Origin of the sequence: Mucilaginibacter sp. SG538B (assembly GCF_013376065.1) — a bacterium.
Taxonomy (GTDB): Bacteria; Bacteroidota; Bacteroidia; order Sphingobacteriales; family Sphingobacteriaceae; genus Mucilaginibacter; species Mucilaginibacter rubeus.
The window spans coordinates 353,152-379,487 of the sequence record NZ_JABMJI010000005.1 but is presented as its reverse complement, the minus strand read 5'-3'; the positions used below and the strand labels follow the sequence as shown (position 1 = coordinate 379,487).

Genomic DNA, 26,336 nt, shown 5'->3' with positions numbered 1-26,336 from the left:
GGCCTCGGCAGATGGTCTTTTTTTCTTAAAGATATTTGTCGATCATTCCGGAGATCCCTGCTTCACTATGGTCCGGTTTAGGGCAAAAGGCTCCGTTCTTATCGATCATGATGATGGTCGGATAGCCGTGTACATCAAAATTACGGATAACGTCATGGGACTCGCCCCTGCCTTCTGTGAACAGGTTAATGCTCATCGGCGATGTATATATGTTGCTTCTTAAAGTTTCGAGCCAAAGCGTCCTGGATTTATCGATACTGATGGTAATAAAAACAACAGGTTGCCCATCAAACCTTTTTTCGAGAGCCTGCATTACCGGTGCCATTTGCCTGCACGCGCCACAGCCGGTAAACCAGAAATCGAGCACAACAAGTTTTCCCCTGAAATCTTTGAGGTTTATTTGCCTGCCCATGGCATTGACCAGTGTAAAGTCCGGAGCAATTTTCCCTGCGGTATTGGTGTATCTGATCTTTGCCAACAGGTCTCTTAACTTGTTATCTGTTAAATAACCAAGAGCTTCATCCATGTCTGCTGTCACGCTACCGGCGGCCGCCCTTTTCATGATAAACAGTTCAATGACCAGTTCATCCCTGAATTCCCCGGAGAAACTGCCGGCCTCATAACGATAGCATTGATGAAGGTCAAACGGCCTGTGCATAAATATGCAGGAGTCGACCAGGTATTGCTGGTAAACGAGTTCGGTAGCATATCCTGAAACCGGTTTGCCTGATTTATCAAAGACTATCTCCCTGGTTGCGGGAATGACAGGCTTTCCGTAAATCTTAAAAGCCGACTTAAAGCTTTCCTCAATTTCGGCCGGTTTATTCATACAACCATAATTGATAAAATTGAATTTCGCAGTAGCTGCCGCCATGTAAATATCCTCCGATAAACGCAGGAAGCAGGCCGAACCTATAGCTGTTTTTCGGTCTGTCAGTATTTTCAACGAACCGGACGCAAGGGAGTCCAGATGCGCGAATGTCTGCGCCAGGAATTCCGGCCGGTAAATAGTATGAAATTCCCGGGCACTTTGCCTGCCTAATGATAAAAGTTCCTTTTGTACCTCAAATCGTGCCGCTGAGGGACCATCGAATGACAAACTCCCGGATTGGATCCGCAGATCAAGGTTGTCCCCTGGAAAAAGCAGGAGGTTCGACAGATCATTAGCGCTCGCATTTTGAAACTGAAGCCGGACATAAACCGGTTTGCTTTGCGCCGGGATTAGAAATTCAAAGGTACCTTCTCCTGCAGCGCAGCGATAAACGGACTTTATCTCATTAAGCCGTCCGGCATAGGGAGAAACTGAAAGTATAATGGTATCTCCCGTTTTCAAAAAATCCGCGCGCCCCGCGATCCTCACCGTTGGCTCCGCCGAACAAAGTTGCACCGCACAGGAGAGGCATAATAATATCGCAAAAATAAATTTCATGGTGACGTTGATTCTTTTCATTTATCTGGGATTTTGGGTTGCTCCACCCAGTTTAACTTCAATATCCGGTAAGGGAAAAGCATATTTCGGATCATTCGGCGGCAAAACAAAGCTGCCACCATTTACCGTTTTCTTAAGGGTTATTGCGAAACGGCTTTCCAAATTCAACCTCCGCAGGTCCGTCCAGCGCAGGCCCCGCAACAGCAATTCCTTTTGGCGTTCCCTGAGTACCTGCAACAGGGCGTCATCCGCAGACACCGCCGTATAGGGTACGAAAGTGCCTGTTTTCCATCTCATGCGAAGCAGCGTATTCAAAGACGACATCGCGCCATTTGCATCCCCTGTCCTTGCCTGGCACTCCGCTTTGATCAGGTAGATTTCGTCGGTGGCCAGGCCATCATACTTTTGCCCTTTGATGTCGTAGGAGCCGACAAACCTGGGAAATTGAGGCAAGCCGTCCAGGATGGCAAAAAACTTAGACCTGCGAAGATCATTGATATCATAACTTTGATAAAGGTCGGGACTTATATAACTGTCCCTGCGCACACTGTATACGACGTGTCCCACCATATTGCTGTGATAAATATCCTCGCTCAGGTAAGTGCTGCTAAGCGTCGTTGTAGTCGGCTTGGTTAACGTGTTATAATCAGTCAGCGTATCAAATTGTACAAGGCAGGCATCAGCGTAGTTTAGCGCCGAGGAATAATCAGCCATGCCCAGGCTGATCCGGGCCAAAAGGGCATTTACCGCGGCCTGAGAAGGACTGGTCTTCAAGGCAGGGCTTAGGGGCAAAGCCGGCAGGGCAGTTTTGAGGTCGGAGATCACGCGGGCGTAACAAGCTGCTATACTCGATCTCGGTGGATGTGTATTCAGGTCCGAATTCAATCGCAGGATGATGCCCGGCTGATCTGCCGCCGTCCGCTTGTCATATGGCATCGCAAATGTTTGTAAAAGGCCATAGAATGCCCATGCCCTGTAAAACAGCGCACTTGCCTTTACCTGATCGTATGCTTGTTTCTCATTTGCCGCAGGTACAATGGCGGGGAGCGCATCTAAAACGACATTGGCGTAATAAACAATCTGGTACGGGGAGTTCCAATCCGAGTTCTGTATCGTCGCCGCATCGAATACCACCTGCGCCCAGGTAAATGCATTGCGATCGGTAGACGATAGTGTGGGAAATATCGCGTCCTGGATCATAAAATCGTCAGAGGCGATCTCGCCGAGCCCCGGGTCAGGCTGACTATTGAAGACACTTTCATTTTGGAGCAAACCGCGAAGGTCCGCCAGTGTAGCAGGTGTTTTTAAAGCCTGATTAGGCTTCGTATCCAGGAACTCGTCCTGTTTCTTACAACTGTAAAGCAGGATGCCCATGATGCAGACGATGCACCCGAACAATGGGCCGGTGAATGTTTTTCTCATGGTTAGAATTTTGAGTTAAAGCCGAAGGATATGGTTCTTGGAAGCGGGTAAGCACCTGAAAACAGGTCAGGATCAAGATGGTCTTTATTTTTACGCCACAAAATACCGGCGTTATTCAGATAGGCATAAACTTCCATCCTTTTGAATAACGGCGTCGTTCTGCCAAACGGTTTGATCGTATAAGAGAGCCTGATATCCTGGAGACGGACATGGTCGCCTTTATCAACAAGCCCCTGCGAATATTGGTAAAATGTTTGGCGGTCACTGCTTGCCGGTGGCATAGCTATAGAGGGAACCGTGGTCCGAAGCTCATCCCCCGGATTTTGCCATCGGTCAGCGTAGTCCCGGTTTACGCTGCCATAGACAATCTGGTCATAGGATAATCCCGTTGAAGTTTTTCTGAAATAATAGTTCAGCTTAAAAATAATATTTGCGGACAAAGTCCAGTTCTTATAGCTGAAAGTGTTGCGAACCGCGCCGAAAGTCGTCGGCCTCGACGGGCCGTTAAAATACAGGTCGGCGATCGTGATTGTTGAAATAATATTTTTGTAGTCAGTACTTAACTCACCATTGAGATAACCCTGAGGGTCACCATTGTCATGTGTAAGCGGCCCGGACCTGAAACTGTAAATACCGTAAACAGGCTGACCGGCAAATGGCGTGATCGTCCCGCCGTTGCCGTCGCCTGCTGCCAGATAAGTCAATGTCGTAGCAGGGCTGTCGTAAACGGTGACCTTATCGGTCACATAGCTGATCATCAGGGTTGAAGCCCATTTGAAATCATCTTTATAGAAATTTCGCGAATTCAGGACGATATCAAAACCGTGGCCGGAAGTGTTGGCCGTGTTACCGAAAAAAGAGCTGAAGCCGGCTGAGGGCGCTAAGGGAGAACTGCCAAAGAGGTCTATTCCCTGTTTGGTATAGTATTCCAGGCTTCCCGACAACACGTTATCTTTCACGGCATAATCTATTCCAAAATTTGCGATGCGCACCTTCTCCCAGCGAAGTTCGGGATTTCCGGGGCTGTTGATCGTGTTATAGGGCAAACCCGAATAATAGGAATTACTTTGCTGCTCCAGGGTAGTGACTGCTGAAGCTGTCTTGTTGACATTGGCATTGTAACCATAAGTCGCCCTGATTTTCAGATTGGGTAGCCAGGTTAGATGAAAGAATGATTCTTTGCTCATGTCCCAGGCCAGACCGGTAGAATAAAGAGGTACCGATTTTTGATTGGTTTCTACGCCAAAAAGATTTGATCTGTCGATCCTTCCGCTGATCGAAAAGGTATAACGGTCAAGATAGGTGTATGCCGCATTACCAAAATAAGAAATGTAATGGTCAGTAAATTTTTCGAACGCCAGGTTTGTTGGGATCTGCGCGGCCGCGCCTTCCGGGTTCAGGTTAAAATAAGTGGCGTAATCCACCTGTGCAAAGCTGCTCCTGGTACCCTTATCATAGCCGTATACCGTTCCGCCGCTGCTTTCTGTCGTTGCAGAAGAGATCTCTGCACCAACAATGGCATTCACGCGGTGGCCTTTTCCGATGGTCCGGTCTAAACTTGCCTGCGCCCTGCCATGATGCGAGGTCAGGTTGCCGGTCGATTGCTGTAATATCCCGGAATTCGGTATCGGGTAAGTAAAACCGCCGCTCACGTTGGGCTGGCTGTATTCATTAACAAGGTTGCGGGTATAAAAGGTTGACGGGCTGAAATAATTATCGGCATTACTTACTTGCTTTTCGTATTGGTATTTCAGGGCAATATCCAGTCCGGGGATGATCCGGTACTGTACACCGGTATTGATCCGGTTCTCGATCGAATGACTGATATTATCAGCAAATCTGAGTTCATCCAATGGACGATAAAGCCAATCCTGGTAACCCTGTTGCTGCGCATTTTTTGCAAATTCATAATTCAGACCTTTTACAATGGCCAGGGCATTGCCGTTCCCGTCAGCGACCTGTTCGTAAGGAAAAACCGCATAATACTTTCCGCCGGGATTAATATTGTCCGCAGTGCTGTTATTTGCTGCAGTCGTTTGAATATAGTTGACTGCGGCAGACAGCCAGAGGCCTTTTAACGGGTAGAAATTGTAATTGGCGTTAAGCGTGATGCGGTTATTGCGGTTACCGATGAGTGTTGCCGTATGGTGATCCTCGCCGGCAGATAAATAGTAATCGCTTTTATCGCCGCCACCCCGGAAATTGAGATTATACTGCTGTAAAATGCCATTCCGGTAAAAATATTTCTCCGATTGCTTCCTGGTATCCTGTTTGCGGAGCTGACCGATCTGCGTTTCTGCCTGTTCCGAACTTAAGGAGCCGTCACGGCGGGCGGCAAGGATATTGACAACCGGCGATGTGATCTGGAACGGGTCGCCGATCTGCCCGTCAAAAAAGCCGGAATTAAATAATTTTTGTTCAATATCTATGTAATCCGAGGAATTCAGATAACCGGGATTATAAAACAGGTCGGGTTTAGCGGATGCGGTCAGGTTGGCATTGAGTTCCACCGAAAGCTTTTCATTGCGATTCCCTTTTTTGCAGTTCAAAACAATCACGCCGTTCCCGGACCTCACGCCCCAAATACTTGCTGCGGCTGCGTCCTTTAAAATAGTGATGTTTTCAATATCATTGGGATTGATATTGCTGATGTCGCCGTCGAACGGGAAACCATCCAAAACCACCAGGGGCTGACTGTTTGAAAAAAGGGTATTTGTTCCCCTGATGCTGATGTCATTACCGCCCCTCGACGAGCCACTTGTATTCCGGTTGAACAACAATCCGGGCACGATGCCTTCCAGCCTGCTTAAAATATCTGTGCTTACTCGGCGGCTGACCATTTCATTATTCAGTTGGGCGAACGATCCGGTAGACCGTTCTTTCGGCAGGTTCTGGTATCCTGTCGATACGACTGCGACTTCGGCTATTGAGGTCGTGACGGGCTTTAACCTGATGCTTTGAAAAGGCATACCTTCACGAAGTTTAAAATCAAAAGCCTGGTACCCTACAAAGGAAACGGAGACCAGGTCACCCGCTTCCCCGGTGATCCCGAACCTTCCGCGCTCATCGGAATAGGTTACGGCTCCCCGTGCCTGGATTTGAATGGTTGCAGCGTTCAGCCATTTGCCGGTTGAATCAAGAACCGCCCCGCTTACCCTGACCTGTGTAGCAATTGCATGTTTCTGCGCTGCGGGAGGAAGTTTACGGCTGATCACTACCATCTTTTCCTGCAATTCGTAGTTCAGCGGCTGCTCATCAAATATTTTCCTGAGGACCAGCGCAAGGTCTTCCTGTTGGACGGTGATCGTAACCGGCCTCGCAAACGGGATTACGCCTTCCGGCAAAATGAAATCGAAACCGGTCTGTCTGCTGATCTTTTCCATGACAGAAAGCAACGTGCTGTTTTTCTCGGTTAAACTGACTTTTTGAATTAAAATCCTCGCGCTGACCTGCATGTTGAGGATCACCATTAATAGGGCCGCAAGCCGGAAAGCTTTAAGGACCAGGGAGGAACGGCGGAGTGGCCGTACCAATTTTTCTTTATAAAAATTGTACATTCGGGCTGAAGTTTGGCAGCGCTGCAGCTATTCATGTTGAAGGATTCGGCGGCAGCGCAATGAGTTAATCGTTTTTAATTTAGGGTGCCAGCTAAAGCCAGGCTACCGGGGTCGGATCCGGTTTCCTGGCTTATTAACTAACTGATTCTTATTCCTGGTTTATTTCATCACGGTCACCCTCCTTCCTTCAACTTTAAAATGTACTGTTTTGGTTGCTTCCAGGGCGATCAGCACTTTGCTGATATTTTTAGCGCGGGAGATCCGGCCGGTCATTCTTTCACCGGATAGAGGCCCGTCGTAGCGGACTTCGACCCCGTACCACCTGGACAGCTCACGCATCACCTGCTCCAGCGGGCTATTATCAAACCTGAAATAGCCATTTTTCCAGGCCACAGCCTGTTCCGTGTTTACGACCCTGACAGTCCAGCTCCCTTTACTGAAACTCGCCTGCTCACCGGGAACCAGTTGCCTGGCCTGGGAACTTCCCTCTTTATTGACAGCTACTTTTCCTTCCAGTAAAGTAGTCCGTGTAAATTGATCGTCTTTAAAAGCTGAAACATTGAAATGCGTTCCCAACACCTTGACCTCCTGTCCGGTACTTTTCACCACAAAAGGATGTGCCTTATCTTTGGCAACTTCAAAATAAGCTTCTCCTTCAAGTTTGACCGTTCTCAGTTTTTGCCCCGCAAAAGTGCCGGGATATCTTAGTGACGAAGAATTATTAAGCCAAACCTTCGTTCCATCCGGCAACCGCAGTTGCCAGGTTCCACCCGGCGGAGTGGAAATCATGTCCTCACCCGTCCCGTCGTTCCTGTTGCGGTGGCCATCGTCCAGGTACTGGATCTGCCCGGACGCCTTTTTGATCACGCCCAGGCCCGGGCGGACGGCAAGCCGTCCGTCCGCTGCATTCGTGAGATCGATCTTTTGGCCGTTTGCGAGTGTGAGCACTGCCCTGTTGCCTCCGGGCGGAATGTCCGGGCTTTGGTTTCCAATGATCAGCTCGCTTTTGTGGAATACAAGCTGCATGATCAGTGATACCATAATTAAAGCAATAGCCGCTGCCGCTATCAGGAATCCGCCGGAAAATTTCCCGGCCGGATGCCCGGGTAGCTGGTGCAATATCTCTTGTCGCAGATTTTCGATCCTGTCATCGGGTGGCAATTCGGTTTCCTCGCCGGTATCCAGGAACCACTTCTCGAACATGGACTTTTCCTGCTCGGTCAGTTTTCCCCCGGTGTATTTTTGGGACCAGTCTTTAATTTCGTTCTTATCCATATGCTGTGCCCGGTAAAACCCGGTTTACAGGACAAGACAGTTAACCCGCGCCTTACCGGAATAAAAATTTTCATTTTTTTTTATGACCTTTTCTATGGATAAAGCACCTTAGCAAAAGACCGGGTAACTAAAAGTTTCAAATCGTATTTAATTTATCATGATGATTTTTGTTAATTCGCAAATGTTTTTCGTGGCTATATCTTTAAATTCCTAATTTCGCGCCATGTCCGAACGTCTTGCGGCGCACCATGAGAACCGCACTTACTATTTTACTATTGAAAGCCGCAAGCCTGGTGAGCTGAAGATCATGATGTACGGAACCCCATACACGTTCCTGCACTCGGGGGAACGCTGGATAAACTACGCGGGCAACTTAATGGAAATGAAAAGCGGCGTGATCGCTGCAGTTATGCTTGCGGCCGGTGAACTATAAGCTGTACCATAAATTATCACAGCAGCAAAGATTGCCTGTAAAGTAAATGCTTGCCCACGTCAGGTTAGTCAGCCTTTTGCATTTCTATTCCGCAAGAAATCCATCCAATCTTTACCAATATTTCATAACATTGCCACTTCAGGTATGGATTTATTAAATTATATTTGATCAGTTACTCTTCAGAATTATTCGGTACCCCTACATATCCTATATCTGCCCAAAGCCTGTCCCCTGACGGGCTTTTTGTATTTTTCATATTACACACGTCCTCGATGTCAGTATTTAGTTATATTTATGAATACTTGTTATTTTAATAGGGGTATTAAATAACATTAAAGCCGCGTTTCGGGAGAAGCGTGGCTCTTTTTTTTTAGACACCTCACAATGCCCCTGCTGAATTTACTCAAGACAGAAATGATGAGCCCGGGTTATATCTGCTGTATGGAACACCAACGCCATTGAACATCCCGTCCTGGTAGTTTTTTAAGGAACTCACCGGCAAAAATTATTTTTACCAAATATCAACTGGTGCCTGCGGTAAACGTGCCACAACGATTCGCCCCGGCTCCGCCGGGGCCGCCCGCAAACGGCGCAGATGCAGGGGGCGTCCTGCTGTTCTATTTGGCCTCTCCCTCCCCGGACATCATATGCCGCATCTTTAGCCTTCAGCAATTCCAACTTGTTTATTCCGGTTCGTACACCCTGATATCTATATTCAGTTCCGATAAATACGCTTCGATCACCGGCCTGACCTTTTTCCAGTCGAGGCCGCCATTGCCGCAGCCGAGGGCCGGCAAGGCCATGCTGTGCAGCGGGTTTATTTTAAGGTAAGCTACAAGTGCGGACAGCCCCGCCTCTATATATTCATACCGGGAAGGGTCCCGCCAGTGTTTCTTTGTCGGCAGGTTGATAATGACCTTTCGGCCGTAGATCAGGTTAAAATCCGATACCACCCAAAGCTTACCGACTTGTATTTCGCCTGCAATACAGGCAGCTCGATAAAGTGCATAATTATCAGGGAAAGCTTTCCTGAAAGCGAGGGCGATGCCTTTTCCCATCACGCCCACGCAGTTCACGGTGTTTACTAGTCCCTCTGCGCTGTCATCTGGCAGGTTTCCATTTTTGTAGGTTATCATGGTTCATGTTTCAGGTTTACGGAATTCAACTGATTCTCCAACAGGAGCAATTTAACATAAAAATCCTCCCAATAGGTTTGTTGCCTGCGGTAAAATTTCTGATTGGCCGGTCCCGACAGTCGATAATGGCGGTAGTCGTCGGCCTGCATGATGGCCAATTGCAGGTCGGTGACCCCGACTTTCTTGCCGTGTAAATCTATGATATGCATATGCCCTCCTTTCGGCTTACTTTCAGCGGCTGCGTCCGATAATCTTTGAGGTTCATAAAAAAGCCCCTGTCGAACAGCATGCCTTCGCAGAACATTTTTTTGAGTATTTCCACACCGATATAGGCCAGTGGTGTATTGATAAACAGGTCCTGCTCCAGGAGTGCGACCGAGGCCGAGCAATTATAGCCTTTATCTTTTTCTTCGGCCTCGGCCAGCAAGCCCGGAAACTCATCAGTCACCATCGGCAGTGAACCTACGGTCTCAAACTTCTTTGATTTGGGTTGGCCGATCTCCCCTACCGTAGCCAATATGACTTGCCCTGAATGGCGGCTGTTGCCATAGTCGAGCCAGTATTTGGGAACATTTCGGGAGTACCCTGCTTTCTGATGTATTTCCTTCAGGATGGCGGCAACACAGAACCGGGATGCTACGGAATCTACACAGCTGATGGTGATGGTTGCCATAGCCATTTCAAGGTTACTTTTGACAAAATCCTCATCATACCGTTCCGTTACAGCTTTCCAGTTCGTCCCGAAAAAGCGGTTAACCCGATTAACCAGCACAACTGATTTTGGAAAGCCGACATCCGCATCTGTGAACAGCATACGCAGGCGGTTCTTCCTTTCGATGACGTCACTGTCGATTACGGTTACGGCAATGCCGGGATGGCCAAGTTCATTGAGCATGTAATGCAGCCTTGCGAGTGCTGTCAGCACATGGCTTCCCGTACCTCCCGCACCTATGAGGTTAACGGTCACCCGGTTGCGGGGCTGTAACAGTTCATTGTCCACCATATGAACAATTGGCTTAAGCTCTTTTATTTTCATTTTCATACGAGTATGTCTTTAAGGGTTTTACCTGTCCTGACCAAATGGCCTCCCGGGAATTTCTGTCCTGATTTCGCCTGCTGTTGCCAAAGCTGCACGATGTTCATACCTGCGATACTGCCACCGCCGATGGTATGGCTGAAATAACTGCTGAAGAAATATTTTTCCCACAAGCCGATAAAGTCTTCAAGGCAGGTATCGCCGTGGATACCCAGCTTTACTGTTCCCATGCACACCCTGCCATCACTGTACATATTGAAATAAGGGGCATGAAATAACGGCGAGTTGAGCATGGGTTTCCGTCTATCATTCAAAGCGAATACGGAAAGCTGGTCGCCGCTGCCTTTCCAGAGCATCGCCGGTACTTTCATGTGCCCGCAGGGGATTCCGAGTTCCGGCACAAAAAACAATTCCCTCTCCATAGGTGGCGTATGCCATATCGCAAAACCGTCACTTTCCTTTTCGAGATACAGCAGGTTTGCCGGGAGTATCCCCCTGCATTTCAGGAAGCTGTTTTCTGTCACGTGCCGGATTCGCAGCATATCGCTGAAATACAGGCTTTCTTTGAGGCTGAGCGGGTGTGCATTGACCGGTCTTCCGTTCCTGCCGATGTCGTAGCTCTCCACATAAACCTCATCGTCGCTGGACCTGCGCTCTTGTTCGTTGTTCTCTTTCTGATAAATGAGTATTGCCTTTACGGGCGTATAGACATTACTGAAATTATGGGTGATATTCCTTTGCATGGTCGTATTGGTATAAAATGTAATTGAGTTCGGGAATGAGCGCAAACAGCCGCGCTTCGTAGTCATGGTTGAAATGTTCCCGCTGCGGGGGGGTATCGAACCATTGGATGGCAACCGGGGAAACCTGTTCGCCGCTTTCCTGAAGGTCATTGTTGACCATATCAAAAAACAACTCATTGAGGTTATCGGAGCCGCCCCAGTAAAACGAGAGGTACTGGTCGACTTCGATCAGCGAATAATCATCCTGCCCGTATAAATCCTGTGGGATACAGTCAAAAATGGAACGTTTAGGATAATCTTTGATCAGCTTGACAAACTCGGCAGCAAGGTCAAAGCAGGTGGGATCGAAACAGGGACTTCGGTGGTAAGTTTTCAGCGAACGTTCAAGACTCCCGAGCCGAAACGTCTTTTTCAGTTCTGGCAGGAAACTGTCACCAAACTTTCGCAGTTCCACCAGTTCGGCCATCTGCAAGTCGAAATAATCTGCTTCCTCCGAATCTTCGTTCAGCCAGTCCTCAATGCTTTCATAGTTACCGCCGACATAACAATAAGAGCGGTAATACTCCACTTTTGTAACCTGAAATAAATAGGCGCAAATGAGCGTCAGGAGATCAGCGAGGGGTCTTAATTCCGGCAGCTCCCCGAGCCTTTTAAAAGGCCGGACAGGGATATAGTAAAGGGTTAATCCCGTGGAAAAAGGCTGAACCGTCGCTAGTGTCGCCATACGTTTGCTGTCCTGCATAATATAGCAGCCGCCCCCCTTTTTAGCTTCGAGTGCATCTGATATTTGCCGGTGCGCGCTCACCATATTGGCCGGGAAGCAGAGGCCGGAAGTGTCAGGCAGGGATAATTCATATAGGCTGCATATATATTGTACCGACCTGAAAACTTCAGCTTCCGCCTTGCGCCGGTCGCTGAAGTTGTAGCCCTCGAAGGGCATGAAACGATGCTTCAGAAAACCAAGTCCGACAGCGCCTGCGGTGCGCATGCGGGCGGGTTGAGCTGCACGGCAGCGGCGTCCGGTGTTTCGTTGAGTTTGCGGGTGAACTTCCCTAACTGCTGGTATAGTTTCCATTGCCTTCCTCCTTTATTGATGCTTAATTTGCGTGTGTCATTTTTCATTGCCCTGGTTATCCTTTCGTCCCCATCGTGCTTTCAAAGCGGTACTGGATTTTGTCGTTTTTGATTTCGGGACCGGTCAGCCTCGCGTTGGTCAGAATGGGATAAGTTGCGGCATAAAAGTTCATGACCGCTTCGGGGCTCAAGGCCTCATTCGGGTCAGTGAGCAGTATGTCCTGCCCGTTTTCCTTATGGATAAAAACTCTTTGCAGTATTGTCGTGCTTAACATGGTGATTATTTTAAATGTCAAATAATAGGTTAGCTTTCTGTTCCTTTTTGCGTTCGAGTTCCGCCCTGCGCTTATTGATCTCTGCCTCCTTGTCGGGATAATCCGCAACGGTTGGCAGGAGGGCAAGAGCATCGGTGTACTGGCAAAGCGAATCGAGTTCTACTACCTTGCGGATGATATCGGTATAAGCTTTTCGTTTCGCCTCCGCATTCACTCCATCGGCCAGTTCAAGGCTTTCGCATTGTGTATCGCCTTTGGCCTTATTTTTGCCCTTGGTATCCTGTACCATTTTGGATTGCTCTTTTGCCCTGGACAAGCTTTTGAGGTAATCTTCCATATTGTGAAGCAGGCCAGCCGTCTCTTTTACCGGCTGCTCTATCATATCAAAATACTGCGCATCAAAATCAGCAGCCCGGCCTTTGCAGACAAAAGGTTTGATGTGTTTGGCCGCAGCGTCGCCGCTGACTGGAAGTTTAAAGAGCGTCGATACAGTAAATAAGCCATTCTCATCAGTGAGTACAGTAATGCTCCATTGGCCGGGGCATCCCATTTCTGCCATATTGGTAAAAAAGTTAGTTTTCATTGGATATGTCTATGTCGTTTATGAATTTCCCGAGGTTCCCGGCGTAGCTGCCAGCGATGGTAAAATGGTAATTATTGGATGTGTTCGTTTCGGCAATGGCCTCGCTTCCCGCCTGAAAATCAGATCCCCTTGAATTGGAGAGATACCGGTCCAGACAGCCGGCAGCGCCTCGCAGACAATACTCGGGCAATTCCGGCTTGGAGGTTAGCCGGTCACGGAATTTGTTAATGGCCCGGGTTTTGACCAGTACCTGCGCCCGGATAAACAGCCTTTTCTTCGGTCGAACAGGATTCACGAAACGTAAAATTTCGCCATTCCGAAGCAACTGCATCAACCTCCGGTCGCCCCCGGGCGAAATCCGATTCGACGTAATGTCCACAAAGCGTTTAGAGGAATACTCCCTTGCCTCCAGGGTCAGTCCATCGAGCGTATAAATATTGTTTCCTATCGTATACATATCGCTTTTTATATTAATGTTGTGATGTCCCCGCCGTACCTGATCACAATAAATGTTTGCAGCAATCGCAGCTGCCGCGCTTGGCAAAGCGATAAAACTTCCCCTTTAAGGCAGTTGGTAACTTCGACTAAACATTTATTCCGCTGCCCTTCGGGTAACAAACCACTTGAGCCAAGCGCATATAAGGCGCTCCACTGTCCGCCATGCCAGTCCATGGCTATGCGCCTTGCCATATGCAATGAGGTTACCTTACCGGTCCGCGCATTCCCGCACGGCACTTCCGCTGCTTCCCGTTTTGCTGTCGTCCGGGTGGTGGTCATTTCCTTTGTTTCTTCCATCGACTTTATTGTTAAGTTTTCCCTGTATTTTCAGGCCATTCGGCGGTACCTCATTTGGCCTTTGATAGAGGCAATACACTTGCGCGCTGGGTTGGCGGGCCAAGGCTGCCGCAAAAAATACTACCCGGAGCGCAGCGGAGGTGTGGAGATTTTTTAGCGGCACGCAGCATGGCCTTGACCGATGAAGAGGTGTAGATTTGCCTCAGCAAAGGCTAAATGAAGCTGATTAAACAAAAAACACCATTGAAAAAAGCGATGCGAGAGGGCATTCATTCGCAAAAACAAAAAGGAATAATTTACAGAACAGTAAAGAAGGGGCAAATCATGACTGCATGCCGGTATTGGTGCCGGCCGCAGCACCCGCAGGGCCTGGTCAGGATTTGGCACTTCAGCCCAATAATCATTAAATCGATCCAACAGGGATAAGCGAAATGCCTGGACGGTACCAGCTAACAATTGCCAGGCTTTTTGCGTGGAGGCAGGAAAGCGGCTCAGTAAATACGGCGTAGTGTAATGGGAACGAAGTGAACATGAAACTTAGCCGGATGTCGAAGCGGCTGCCCTGCAAGGCCAAACGCCCCTCAGAAATGAATGCGCATGATGCGCTGTACAGCCGATGAGTACTTGTATAACACTATTTTTTCATCTTTAATTTCTTATGGAAAGGAACAAACACAAACGCCAGGCTTAATCAGCCTGGCGTTTTCATTACAACTCTTTTGAAAATTTATTTAGCTATAACAATGGCTTTGGTATCTGTAACAACAATCTCAGGTTTACCTTTAAAGTCAATAACCTTTCCCTGTGCGGTTATCGTCTTATCAGTTATTTGACCGGCTAATTGTTTAGCGTTGCCTTTTAATACGATAGTTAGCAATTGATTTGGATAGGCCGCCCCTAAGTTCACAAGAACCATACTACCAATATCCTTACTGCTATACACCTTACCAGTTGTGGCGATTAATTCACCTTTGTGTTTACCAACATCAGCCAAAGGTATTAGTACAGGCATATTTTGAAGCTTACCGGGCACATCAACAAGCTTTTGATTTGTTGTTTTATCCGAAGTCTGATTAACTGCTGCAACTTTTGGAACAGTTGCATTATTCAATAGCTTATTTAGCTCACCGGCAAGCCTGATGCCTGCCTGATCTATACGGAGGTGAATAGTTTGAATGTACTGTTTATAATAAGCTTCATCAATTTGTTGCCCTGGCTTAATATCAGCATATAGTTCACTACTGATCTGGTAACTCTCCCAAAGCCATTCCATAGGACTGGCTGCCTGCCATTTTTTAATTTGAGTTTCGTTAGCCCAATCATACTGCTTCGCAATCTGTTCCTCACTCAATCCCTCATGATCGATTAATTTGCTATCCCAAAGGCTATGGAGGTTAGTACCTGCATTATCAAAACGTACTTGAATAGTATTACCGCCTTTATCTTCAGCACGGCTAATGTGCATAGGTTGATGTGCATCGCCAACTAAGTGAATGAGATATTTAAGCGCAGAGTTCATTTGGTCGGGCGTTGAAGCTTTATCTTTTAAGATAGCTTCCTCTTTAAGGATGGCACCATATACATTATCATTGCTTTGCTGATTAACGTAGTCGACAAACTGTTGATGATTCAAACCTAAAGGCAGATTAAGGAAATGCCATTTGCCCGTTGTCGGGTTACGATGTTCGTCTGCCCAGGTACTTACATCTGCCATGCTTTCACCCTTTAAATAAGCTGAAACTGCATAAGCTGTATTAGATGTTAAATGCTTTTGTGCTATTGTTGCAACGGCTCTATGCCCCTTATATCCCCATGAAATTAAAGCAGCCGATATCGCTATCATAGCCACCGATAGTACTTGTTTTCTCATATGGCAAATGTATGAAAGCAAATGACAGGTGGAAATCTTTATTTGACTTTTAGCTAAATTAATTAGCAAATTTGCGTCGTAATTGATTGACGATGCCTGAGCTCCCGATAGGTAAGTTTTATGAAATAGCACAGCTAAATCTAATCCGATGGATAGAGGATAACCCTAAACTTTATTTTGCCCTTACTGATTTTCGACGGCCCGTATAGTTATTTGACAATTCACTTGTCAAGTCATTGGATTCAGCAACCTTTTACATATTAAGATTCAACCTGATCTATACGACAAAAGTGCTTAATAACTTCTCTTTAACCTTATTCATATCAGCTGCAAGGATATTATAGACGGCATCGTATTGACTGCACAGATCGAAAATGGCAACGCTATATTGACCGAGGTATAACTCTTTACCTTCATCATTATCAGCCTGTCGTAATTTACTTTCGATATCCAATACTTTCAAATACAACTCATGTGATTTATTATTGGCGGCAATTAGTTCATCATAAGATAACGCAACGTCGAAATACAAACCAATCAAATTATGTTTCCAGTTGTCAATGTTCATTTGTTTAAGCTGAGCATCGGCCTCTCTTAAACCCTCGGTCATTGAGCTATAACTTGCCTGACTACGTTGTATGTTTCTCCCTTTCCATAGCAGGATGCTTTTCTTAAGTATAGCCATTGTTTCACCCGTGACATAATAATAATTCTCCACGACCTCAACCTGCTTTGCTCTATACTCCTTTTTTAGTTCGGTCTCGGCTTTTCTTTTATCGCCAAAGTACGCAAATAAGCCGGTTAATGCCTGACTGATTAAAGCACCAGCGAGACCGGAGAATGCGCTAACTATAAGAGTTGTATTTTCCGCCATGTCAGTAATAATATTACTACAGATTAACGAGGGAAACGTTTGGATGCTGTTATTAAAAGGTAGCTGATTCCGAGCGTTTGTTAAACTCACTTGCAAATTCCTTAACAATTCATTGAATTCAGGACCTTTTAAGTCGAGTGGTGGAAATGTCAACCCAAACAATCAAGCCCAAATCATCATTCAGCGCCTACAAGCTCATTCTACTTTTCTAATTTATTTATCAATCTTATTTACAAGCGCAATTACAAAATCTTACAAATTATTAGAAAGGCAGTTGAAAGGCTTACGGCCTGGAAACCGCGTTCGCGTGAGAAGGAGGAAGATGGTGTTCTGACGAGGCCCTCATTGTATAGTAAAACAGCTTAAAGAAATTCGACGGGAGACTCTAACTGAATTCTTGCGGTATTCGCACCCCGGATCCGTAACGTATACCAATAGCGTCCGCGTACCGGAAGCCTGTTATCAGATCGTAATCGGTAAACCAATCGGCGTACGGCTCCAGTGCATGATCTTCTCTTTGTTTGCTCAATAAATCTGAGCCGATCGATGTCAGAGTCAATGCGGTCAGAAACAGTCATATAGGGGCTTTTATTGGCGCAGCTATTGTTTATCTCCTCGCCTTGTTTGCGCTGATAATGGAAAAACGGCAGCTCCGTATAAATTCTTTTCATCCCCATCATTTTTGTTTTATGAAGCATCCAGTGCTGGACGGTATTTTCCGCTATTTTAGCACCCAGCAAGGCGCGGTTTGGAAAAGGTACGGCGGAAGCAGTAAACAATGATTATAAACTTAAGACCATTGTTTTATAGCTTTACGCGTTAAACATGTAAGAACATAATTCGATATTAAAGCACCTGATGATTAGATCTTCGCGAGTATCTTGCTAAATTACCTAACTTTCGTGGAAAAAATAGTTTATGGGTCCGGTAAAAGTTGAAATCCGATATCTTGATGCAGCTAACTGGCAGCCTGCTACTGCCTGCGACTTTACTATAGGTGCTGAAGCAGATGTATGGAAAATTAAAATTGCCGATCATCTTTTATTTATTGGCCAGCTCACAAAATTATTGCTGCCTGATGAAATAAGCCGGGCAGGAAGGTATTACCATGAAAAAGACAGGAAGCGCTTTATTGTGAGCCGGGCTGTCTTAAGGGTCATATTGGGCAAATATATGGGCCTGCGTCCCCAGGATATCCGCTTTGAGGCTGGCCCTAATAAAAAACCTTTTGTAAAAACTATGGGAGCTGCAGTTAACTATAATGTATCCCATTCGGACGAATGGGTAACCCTCGCAGTATCAAAAACCGCAGTTGGTATCGATACAGAGAAAATCGACAGGTCATTCGCCTATAAAGAAATCCTTGCCGATAATTTTAGTGAGGAAGAAATCTGTTTCATCAACCAGGACAATCCTACAGATAAATTCATCCTTTTATGGACACGCAAAGAAGCCATTGCTAAACTTACAGGCCAGGGCCTGGATGAGAGAATTAAAGAGATCCCGTGCCTCAACGGTAATCACCAGACAAACCGTAATATCATTAACTCTTCCAAAACAATACAACTTGTAAGTTTCAGACTTGATAGCGATAATTTAGCAACACTGGCTTATGAAAGCGATTCGCCGGTAACTGTTCAATTCCGGGATATCAATTGTGGCGATTTTTCCGTCAAATGAAAACGATCTAACAAGACTTCTCTGATCACATCCAAACCAGCTCGGCTACAAAGATATCTAACATAAAAGCTTCAATATATTTGGGGACGCAGCTGAACGCATCGATAATTCGGCCACGGGGAGTGCTCAATTAAAACCCGTTTTTAAACGGATAAAGACATGCTTTAAAGTTTCAATGCAACCTTCCAATACATTGAACGGTTATCAGCAGAAACGGTTTATTGACCTGTATGTAAAAACCGTTAACACCTGGACACAAATACCGGAACGCCAATTGCCCGCCCTTAGGATTTGGCCGTTTATAGCGATTGTTTTATCTTGAGCAGATGATCACCACACCTAAACCCGCAACGTCTTCCGCCATAAATTATAGCGGACCTACCGATATCCAGCAAATGGCGCGGGATCAACTCGATCAGATCCGGCAGATCTATGCCATACAGCCCAAGCAGGTACTGGAGAACTATCTCTTTGAATTCAATACGACAAGTGAATATAACGGGCGTCAACTGCTGGAGTTGATCCAGAATGCAGATGATGCTGCTCAGGGTACACCACGGGCACGTATGCTGATCTCCCTGGAAGGCGACCGGTTGATCGTCGCCAACCAGGGCCAAACCTTTTCCCCTGATGGCCTCGACTCGATCTTCAGCGGTCACCTGAGCCCGAAATACAATCAGAAGAACCAGATCGGCAACAAAGGACTTGGCTTTCGTTCCATCCTGAACTGGTCAACGCGGGTGACGATCAAAAGCGGCGCATTGCAGATCGCCTTTTCCGAACAATTCAGCCACCAGATATTTGAAGAACTGCTGGATGGCGATAAAGGCCCCGAACTACGGGAGCGCGTGACCAAACGCTTTGGCCGTTTGTTCCCGGCGATCTCCGTGCTTCGTGTGCCCGATGTGCTGGACGAGATCCTGCTCCCGGCCGCCTATGAGGGATTCGACACCGTCATCATGATAGACCTCAGGTCAGGCATCACTGCGCAGATCACCGAACAATTGGATGAACGGATCAACGCGGAAATGATGCTTTTTCTCAATAACCTGGAAACGGTCAGCATCCGTGTTCCTGGGCACGACCGGGATTTTGGGCGTCAGCCAGGTAAAGAAATATCCTTAGCCGGGGGGCACTATCTGCGGGCCATGAACTTGCGGGACAGCCGTGCGGAACAACCCGAGGAATGGACCCTTTATGGCAAAAGGGGGGTGCTCGGGGAAAAGAATTATGAGCTGACCGTGGCCTTCCAGGATGAACCCAGGCTGACCGCCGGCGTACTGTATTCTTTTTTCCAGACCTCGGTGTCTTTCCGGTTTCCCGGTCTGCTGCACGGCACCTTTGAACTCAGCGATACCCGCAATGAGCTGAGCCAGCGTGATGGTTTTAACCAGTTGCTTTTTTCCGAAGCCGCCTGGCTCATCGCCGGGGCTGCCGGTCAGCTTGCAGCCAAACTGTCCGGGCCGACCGACTACCGGCCGCTCCAGCTAGCGATGGTGGAAACAAGTTCTTTACACAGTTTGATCCAAGCATCCGGGTTCGCGGCCAAACTGGCGGCGGCCATCAAAACCCAAAGCATTTTCCCGGCGATCAGTGGCGCCTATATCACTTGGGCGGATGCCCCGGTCTATTATGCAGAACCTGAGTTCGCGGCCTACCTGCCGCCCGATGAATTCGGCGATGTGCTTATCTCTTGTGACGATCAAGGGATCAGGGAACTGATCTATGCCTACGGTCCGACAACCTACAATGTCAATGAGGTTATTGCTGCCCTAGCTGCGGCCCGGAAGATCATTCCTGTTGATGATTATGCACGGCTCATTGCCGCGCTGCCCCAATACCTTGACAAGGAGGAGCTTACCCAGGGCATTTGTTATGATGCTAGTGGATCCATCCTTTCGCCACCCAAACATATCTTTATTCCGACAGGCGACGAGCAGTACGCACTTCCCCCGGATGTCGGCGCCCAGATTCTCGATGAGGACCTCACCAAGGCATTAAAGCGGGTCTTAGGAACGGAAAGTGATGCGGTGCTGGCCGAGCAACTCAGCCGTTTTCACCTGCGGGAGTTCCATTTCAAAGAGGTCGTGGAGGAGTTGATCGCTCATTTCAACGCGCAGCCGGACCGGGTGAAAAAACTACCCGCCCTGCACCAGCATATTTTCAGTTTTTATTCCGCGGAAAAAACGCCACCGGAAGCCTGGGCCGGCTCCGATATCCCGATCTTGAACCGTAACGGTAAAATGACCCTGGCCGGCAAGGTATATTTTGGAAAAGATCAGGGTGGCCGTATCGCTGAAACACTTTTTCATTACGATACCGGCAAACTGGTCGCGGGGCCTGAGCGCTTCCAGCAGCCTGGTGGCGAAACCTGGCAGCGCTATTTGAGCTGGATGGGCGTGGCCCGCCTGCCACGACGCAGATTATCCAGCCCGGAACAATACCTCCGTGCGTACGGCGACCATGCCATGCGTCTTTACGATTATAAAAAGCCCATCGAGGACCGCCTGTTTGATAACTTTTCGGAGTTCAAGCAGTCGCTTGATCACTACGATGAACTTTACGTGCTCACGGTCGACGATCTGGAGGATATCTTTGCTCATAATAAAGCCGAGGACCTGCTGGCCTGGCTGGATGCGGATACCGTCGTTTATGAGTCGATGCGCAAAGACCGGGAACCCAATAAGAGTTATCTCAGCATCAAACTTCCACGCTCCAGAGAGCGGTACGTTGACGGCGGGCGCTTACCCAGCTATCTGCGCTGGCGTATCGCGCAGACTAGCTGGCTGCCTGCCGAAAGCGGCATGAAAGCGATCCCGGATCGCTGTACAACCGCCGCCAGTATCAGCCCGGAGTTCAGCCCGCTGATCGAGCGCCCAAAACTCGACCCTCTGTTGCTGCGAAAACTGGAGATCGACAGCCGGCGCAGCGATGAATTGCTTTATGCCTGCGGTGTACATCGCAGCGTGGTCAGTTTTTCGACTGGTATGTTGTACGAGATGTTGCTCACTTTGCGCAAAGCGGACGAGAGCGGCAGGAAGGCCCGCGCCATTTATAACCAGCTAGCCCAGCATCACGACGATGAATCGGTCCGTCGGCTTGACCGCAACGACCCGGTCCGCAAACGTTATTTTGAGTCGGGGGAGGTGTTTTGCCGGGATGGCAGCTGGGCACCTTACCGTGAAGTTTTCTATTTGAACGATAAACATCTGGGGGAGAGCATAACCGATAAATTCAATACCATTTATATCGACCGAAGGCGCGGAAAAGACAAGATCGAAAAGTTGTTCGGCGTTTTGCCGCTCGAAAACCTCCAGATGAGTTTGGAAGCGGCCGTCCCGGCACGCCAAGACATGGACACTCAGTTCGGCCAGGATATCATGCAGTTCAAACCCTATGTCTATGCGTTCCGCCGGGCAGCCGACAAAGGCGCCGAAAGGGAGGCGATCAGTAAAGCACGCTTCAGACTGGTCAGCCAGCTACAGGTTCGGTTGGTCAAAGAAAGCGTGGAACATCTACTGGAACTGTCCGACTTTGAATTCCTGATCCTTCCTAAAGACGATGTAATCTATATCAAAGTTCCGGCAACGGTTTACCAATTCGGTGAACTTAAGGAGGACATCCATTTTTGTTCAGCGGTCGGCGAAATATTCTCTGCCCTGATCGATGTGGAGGCACAGCGGCAGCAGATCAGAGAATTGTATTCCCGGTCCCGGAACGGCCGGGATGAGATTCTCCGTACGGAACTCGACGACCCGCAACTCCGGTTGTTGACAGCCGCGCGGGCGGATCTTAAACTGGTGGTCGATGCCAAAGCCGATTTCTGGCGGGCGTTCACCCGCTGTCTGAGCCGCAAAGGCCTCCGGACAACGACCTCCGATAAAGAAATGCTGGCGGAACTCATCAAACGCTTTCCCAAATCAGCGCAGGTCATCGGCACCGTGTTCGATGTGATCGATTATGATGATCTCAGCAGTGAGCAAACCTGCGCGAACGTTCTGAAACTCCTCGAAAAGTATGGCATCGGTTTATCGCAGTTCAATACGTATTGCTATCCGCCCGTATCAACTGCAGCATTATATGCCGCCCGCTTCCGGACCGTGAAGGAAACGGAACGCAATATTTACCGCGAACGTTATTATCAATACTGCCTGAAACGGCCTGAACTTCACAAGAGTTTCCGGCGGGAGATCAACCGGTACCACGAATTAACCCTGCCTGGTCAGGTGACCGAACCATTTGACGCGGAACGATTTCTGCAACAGGCGGTCAGCAAGCTTTTTGGAGAATTACCAGCACTGGACCCGGATTCGCCGACAGCCGACGAACGCTATCTGGCCAATAAAGCACAATTGACCGCCCTTGCTGCCGCACAAAGTATTCAGCGCGCATTGCTGGATAGCTTTCTGGATGATCAGCGCGAAGCGGATTCCCTTCTTTATTTTGAAGACGACGTGGAAACGGTACTTGATCTGCTCATGCGCTGGACAAGGCCGGCTAACGGCAGCGGTGGCAGCCCGACCGGCGGGGCCAAACGCCGGCGTCTCCAGTTCAACGGCGAGCCTGTCTTATACGACGACCTTTTTGACCTCCGGCAGCAACTGGACACCAGGCTGAGCGACATCGATATCTCTGCGATTGCGCTGGAAGATATCAAGATCAACCGCTCGCCTGTGCAAAAGACAGAGCTGGGCGAAAAGACCACTTTTAAACGCGGCGGCCGTACCCCGGCCCAGCATGAGGAAACTGGCTTCCTGGGCGAATTCTTCGTCTATCACTTTTTGCAGAGCGGTTATGCCGTGCCGGGCAGTGTACAATGGGTTTCCAAATATGCAAAGGAATGCGGGCTGGCGAGCGAAGATGGCAATGGTGCCGGTTACGACATTTCGTACGTATCGCGTGAGGACGGGCTGCCCCGTTATGTCGAGGTCAAGGTAATGGCTCAGGATGATGCTTTTCATATCTCTTCGACCGAGGTCCGCTTCGGCGAATTGCACAAAAAATCCCATGAACTTTTTCTGCTGCGAAATTTATCGGACGTCTCCAAACTGAAGATCGACCGGCTTGCCGGGCTGTTTAACTACCAGCCGGGTAAATCGTTCAATGAGAACGACCGCTTCACCGTGCTCAACGACAATTATATCCTCAAATTCCGTAAACAAGAAAAAAAGAAGCCATGAGATCTTATTCGTAAGGATTGATCCTTTTTAAGGCCATATAGGCATCGGCCGCATCATCAAGCCCTTTTTTTCGCAATCGGCCCTGAAATGCAGGGTATTGCCCCTGTTTGACGACTTGATTATAGCGCTCTTTCATCCAGCTGTATTTGACCCGGACATCTGCCTTGAAAGCGCTCGAAGAGCCTTGGAGCCCTCTGCGGATCTTATCGCCCAACCGGCGGATGTACTCGGGAAAACCCTCTTCGGGATCATCCAGTACGTCCTGCGCGCTGCTGAAGTAATCGACGTAATACATGCCGTCCGAATCCTTGACCAGTAACTCCCGCAAGGCTTCGGCACTATCCAGGACACTGTTCAGCTTGGCCAGGCGGATAATATCCCGGTGTAAGATCACCCGGGGATAAAGCGCAGCCTTAGACTCCAGCAGGTAAGCTTCCACAAGTGCCGGGCCGAATAGCATTTCCGGTTTATGTACCAGTGCGCCATGGGTGATCGCCCCCCGGCAAAGGATACCTTTGGCGGCCAGTTCAATGATCATTCCCTGAATATCCATCAAGGTGAAAAAGATCTCGTCCGGCTGGTCGGCTTTAAAGGAAATCACAACGCAATCCGAGAAGATAGTGATCTGCCGGGAGTCTTTTTTGAGGTCAACTCTTCGCTTTTCTGTGGTATCCACCTCCAACACGTTCCGCATAATGCGGTACGCGCCGGCGATCTCCTGCACTTTGGCCTGGTTTTGGACCTCGTCCCGGCTGACGGTCTCGGCCAGCAGGTCTTTAAAACCCAGGATGTCGATAAAAACAGTTACACGCTCTTCGTATTGGATCTTTTCCGGCCCAGGCATTTTTATGGTAATTTGGGACTTAAAAATACACAAATTTCTGTAAGTGCGGCGTCAGGCGATCTCCTCCGAAAGGGTCAGCGGCTGACCGGCATATTTGATCTTCAGCGGCTGCATATCCGTCGGGATCTTGGCATCTGTCACCCGCGCATAATAATGCTGGGTGGTGCGGATATTATTATGTACGATAGGTCATAGCTTGGTCCACTTCAACTTCTTCATGATCTCTTTGAGATACTGATTGACTTTTTCGTTGCTCATCCGAGGCAGCAGAAAACGCCTGTCGGAAGTGTGGGGATGGTCCTCGTGATAATCAATGAGCCTTTGTCCAGGGTCTAAGACATGCTTACGCCACTTTGCAGCTTTCATATGGAACAGATATCTTATTCATCAGAATCTCCAGTTAGAGCAGAAAAACCATTGTATAGTTCTTTAAAAATATAACCGCCTACAAATGGTCTACAGTCAGCTACAGTTCACTACCAACAGTCTTACTTACAACCACTTGTACAACATCAACACACAACTAAAATCCTACATTATGGTTTTGTATCTATAAATTATTTACAAAAACTGGTTGTTGTTTAAATACTTTCGAACTCAACATTCAGCGGAATCGGAAAATTGTTAAGAAATCAATTTAACAACAGCAGCCTGAACTTCATCCAATATTTTCCAATCCGGTATGATGTAAATATCTGTGGTCTTCCTATTTTGATCGATATGATTTAACGCAAAAGCCACATCATCTTTTGAAAATCTACAAACATTTCGAGCAAGGGATCCAACGCTATGTCTCGCGCAATAATGGGTTAACGATTTTATCCCACATTTCTCGCCGATTTGTAGAAGCCCCTTATTGATCGCTTTATTAAAATTTTTGGAATCCGCATATCTTTCTTTCAACTTCCCCATATATCTAACCAGTATCTCTTCTGCCTCTGGGATGATTTTGACACTTATAAAAGCAGAATCCTTACGACGGTTCTTAGTTTTAGAGCGATTATATTCGATCCTATCTCCTGATATCCCATCGAGCAGATAAAGGTCTTTCGCATTCATTCCACACAGATAAAAAGACAACATGAACATGTCCCTGGCAAGCTCTGCACGTCCACCGATCTCACATTTAAATTCTTTAATCCGCGCGATCTCCATAACTGAAAGCGCTCGTTTTGCAGTAGCTGGTGCATCGATAATTTTATACTTTTTAAAAGGATAGTGCCTTATCGCGATCACGCCACGATCTTCGTCGTTATATTTATCACGAGCTGCGTTGAACAAAACCCTTAAATCCCGCATATGATTGTGTAATCCAGAATCAGATAAGCCCTTATGCATTACGGTAACTTCCTTTTTGAATTGGTTCAGTCTGGTTATTTTCCTTTCTCCACGCAAAAAGGCTTCATATTTAGGCAGCATGAGTGAATTGATATTTTCAATTGGGATAATGGTACTTCCAAAGTAATCACTCAAGCTATTAACAACGGTCTGCAGGTTCGCGGCCGAACCCTTTCGGTTATCTTTTTTTAGTTCAGCAATGTAGGCCTTGCTGAATTGTACAAATTCCACCGATGGGGTTTCGCCTTTATTTTTCAATAATTTGGCCAACTCTTCGGCCGTATACAGGTCAACCATCGAACCAACCTCACTTAATTTCTTGCGATATGATGCGAGATCTAACGACACTTCGGTCAATATAAAATTGTCTTTGATTGTTAAATCTTTTTTTAATTGTTTTTCGATAATGTAATGAGGGCTACTAATGTAAACTTGCTTGCCCCTGTGCGTCAATCGGTATTTGACATTGAAAGTACCATCGCTTTTTTTATGGTGTTTTAAAACCACCTCTCTAATTGTTGCCATATTGATGTAATTCTTGTAATATATTTGTAATACAATTACGTCAAGTTGAGCAGTTTTCCATGTTTAATTGAGCAAAGCCGATCAACCTGACTAAATCAAATTTTCCATGTAAAACTGCCCCACGGGCATAAAAAAAGCCCATTTACGTATGTAAATGAGCTTATAAAAGCGGGTAAGCAATGGGGCTCGAACCCACGACCCCCAGAACCACAATCTGGTGCTCTAACCAACTGAGCTATGCCTACCGTTTTGTTTTTCGAGTGTGCA

20 protein-coding genes and 1 tRNA gene are annotated in these 26,336 nt (G+C 47.6%); 3 read left to right on the top strand and 18 right to left on the bottom strand.

The genetic code is table 11. The annotated features are described in order from the left end of the window. Nucleotides 1-25: 25 nt before the first annotated feature. From FHW88_RS25175 to FHW88_RS25160, 4 genes are all read right to left on the bottom strand, one after another. Nucleotides 26-1,450, bottom strand: coding sequence for a TlpA family protein disulfide reductase (locus tag FHW88_RS25175; RefSeq protein ID WP_176628390.1), 1,425 nt, complete (start codon nt 1,448-1,450; stop codon nt 26-28). Continuing rightward, complete coding sequence (locus tag FHW88_RS25170) at nt 1,451-2,851, bottom strand: RagB/SusD family nutrient uptake outer membrane protein (RefSeq protein WP_176628389.1); 1,401 nt, start codon at nt 2,849-2,851, stop codon at nt 1,451-1,453. Between the two features lie 2 nt (nt 2,852-2,853). Further along, a complete protein-coding gene (locus FHW88_RS25165; protein ID WP_176628388.1) occupies nt 2,854-6,408 on the bottom strand; it encodes a SusC/RagA family TonB-linked outer membrane protein in 3,555 nt (1,184 codons plus the stop codon). Nucleotides 6,409-6,567: 159 nt separating this feature from the next. Beyond that, nucleotides 6,568-7,611, bottom strand: coding sequence for a FecR family protein (locus FHW88_RS25160; protein ID WP_176628387.1), 1,044 nt, complete (start codon nt 7,609-7,611; stop codon nt 6,568-6,570). A gap of 295 nt (nt 7,612-7,906) precedes the next feature. Here FHW88_RS25160 and FHW88_RS25155 point away from each other — a divergent pair, with 295 nt between their 5' ends. Beyond that, nucleotides 7,907-8,116, top strand: a complete 210-nt coding sequence (locus FHW88_RS25155; RefSeq protein ID WP_176628386.1) for a hypothetical protein — start codon at nt 7,907-7,909, stop codon at nt 8,114-8,116. A 683-nt stretch (nt 8,117-8,799) separates the two neighbouring features. Here the strand turns inward: FHW88_RS25155 and FHW88_RS25150 are convergent. From FHW88_RS25150 to FHW88_RS25100, 11 genes are all read right to left on the bottom strand, one after another. Then, nucleotides 8,800-9,252 (bottom strand): macro domain-containing protein, encoded by a 453-nt coding sequence (locus tag FHW88_RS25150; RefSeq protein ID WP_176628385.1) that lies wholly within the window; start codon nt 9,250-9,252, stop codon nt 8,800-8,802. After that, on the bottom strand, nt 9,249-9,461 hold the full coding sequence (locus tag FHW88_RS25145; protein WP_176628384.1) for a hypothetical protein: 213 nt from the start codon (nt 9,459-9,461) through the stop codon (nt 9,249-9,251). Before FHW88_RS25145 ends, FHW88_RS25150 begins: the two co-directional genes overlap by 4 nt. Next, nucleotides 9,449-10,294, bottom strand: a complete 846-nt coding sequence (locus FHW88_RS25140) for a PRTRC system ThiF family protein (protein WP_255485426.1) — start codon at nt 10,292-10,294, stop codon at nt 9,449-9,451. The genes FHW88_RS25145 and FHW88_RS25140 overlap by 13 nt, the downstream gene beginning before the upstream one ends. Next, the gene (locus tag FHW88_RS25135) at nt 10,291-11,031 is read right to left on the bottom strand and encodes a PRTRC system protein B (RefSeq protein ID WP_176628383.1); all 741 of its coding nucleotides are present in this window, start codon (nt 11,029-11,031) and stop codon (nt 10,291-10,293) included. Before FHW88_RS25135 ends, FHW88_RS25140 begins: the two co-directional genes overlap by 4 nt. Next, a complete protein-coding gene (locus FHW88_RS25130; RefSeq protein WP_176628382.1) occupies nt 11,009-12,106 on the bottom strand; it encodes a hypothetical protein in 1,098 nt (365 codons plus the stop codon). Before FHW88_RS25130 ends, FHW88_RS25135 begins: the two co-directional genes overlap by 23 nt. A 55-nt stretch (nt 12,107-12,161) precedes the next feature. Next, on the bottom strand, nt 12,162-12,380 hold the full coding sequence (locus FHW88_RS25125) for a PRTRC system protein C (RefSeq protein WP_176628381.1): 219 nt from the start codon (nt 12,378-12,380) through the stop codon (nt 12,162-12,164). Between the two features lie 10 nt (nt 12,381-12,390). Further along, entirely contained in the window at nt 12,391-12,963 is a 573-nt protein-coding gene (locus FHW88_RS25120; RefSeq protein ID WP_176628380.1) for a hypothetical protein, read from the bottom strand. Then, nucleotides 12,953-13,420, bottom strand: a complete 468-nt coding sequence (locus FHW88_RS25115) for a hypothetical protein (RefSeq protein WP_176628379.1) — start codon at nt 13,418-13,420, stop codon at nt 12,953-12,955. The genes FHW88_RS25120 and FHW88_RS25115 overlap by 11 nt, the downstream gene beginning before the upstream one ends. 8 nt (nt 13,421-13,428) lie before the next feature. Beyond that, nucleotides 13,429-13,758 carry a hypothetical protein gene (locus FHW88_RS25110; protein ID WP_176628378.1) on the bottom strand — a complete coding sequence of 110 codons (330 nt, stop codon included), beginning with the start codon at nt 13,756-13,758 and terminating at the stop codon, nt 13,429-13,431. A 727-nt stretch (nt 13,759-14,485) separates the two neighbouring features. Beyond that, nucleotides 14,486-15,760 carry a S1/P1 nuclease gene (locus FHW88_RS25105; protein WP_176628377.1) on the bottom strand — a complete coding sequence of 425 codons (1,275 nt, stop codon included), beginning with the start codon at nt 15,758-15,760 and terminating at the stop codon, nt 14,486-14,488. Between the two features lie 145 nt (nt 15,761-15,905). Then, nucleotides 15,906-16,502 (bottom strand): hypothetical protein, encoded by a 597-nt coding sequence (locus FHW88_RS25100; protein ID WP_176628376.1) that lies wholly within the window; start codon nt 16,500-16,502, stop codon nt 15,906-15,908. A gap of 918 nt (nt 16,503-17,420) precedes the next feature. Between FHW88_RS25100 and FHW88_RS25095 the strand changes: the two genes are divergently transcribed. Together FHW88_RS25095 and FHW88_RS25090 are read left to right on the top strand one after the other, a co-directional pair. Beyond that, a complete protein-coding gene (locus FHW88_RS25095) occupies nt 17,421-18,182 on the top strand; it encodes a 4'-phosphopantetheinyl transferase family protein (RefSeq protein WP_176628375.1) in 762 nt (253 codons plus the stop codon). Between the two features lie 326 nt (nt 18,183-18,508). Then, nucleotides 18,509-23,362, top strand: a complete 4,854-nt coding sequence (locus FHW88_RS25090) for a DUF3883 domain-containing protein (RefSeq protein WP_176628374.1) — start codon at nt 18,509-18,511, stop codon at nt 23,360-23,362. A gap of 4 nt (nt 23,363-23,366) precedes the next feature. Here the strand turns inward: FHW88_RS25090 and FHW88_RS25085 are convergent, their stop codons facing one another. The 3 genes from FHW88_RS25085 to FHW88_RS25075 form a co-directional block, all read right to left on the bottom strand. After that, nucleotides 23,367-24,206 (bottom strand): hypothetical protein, encoded by an 840-nt coding sequence (locus tag FHW88_RS25085; protein ID WP_176628373.1) that lies wholly within the window; start codon nt 24,204-24,206, stop codon nt 23,367-23,369. A gap of 624 nt (nt 24,207-24,830) precedes the next feature. Then, nucleotides 24,831-26,069 (bottom strand): site-specific integrase, encoded by a 1,239-nt coding sequence (locus FHW88_RS25080; RefSeq protein ID WP_176628372.1) that lies wholly within the window; start codon nt 26,067-26,069, stop codon nt 24,831-24,833. Between the two features lie 171 nt (nt 26,070-26,240). Next, nucleotides 26,241-26,314, bottom strand: a tRNA-His gene (locus FHW88_RS25075). Nucleotides 26,315-26,336 lie beyond the last annotated feature (22 nt).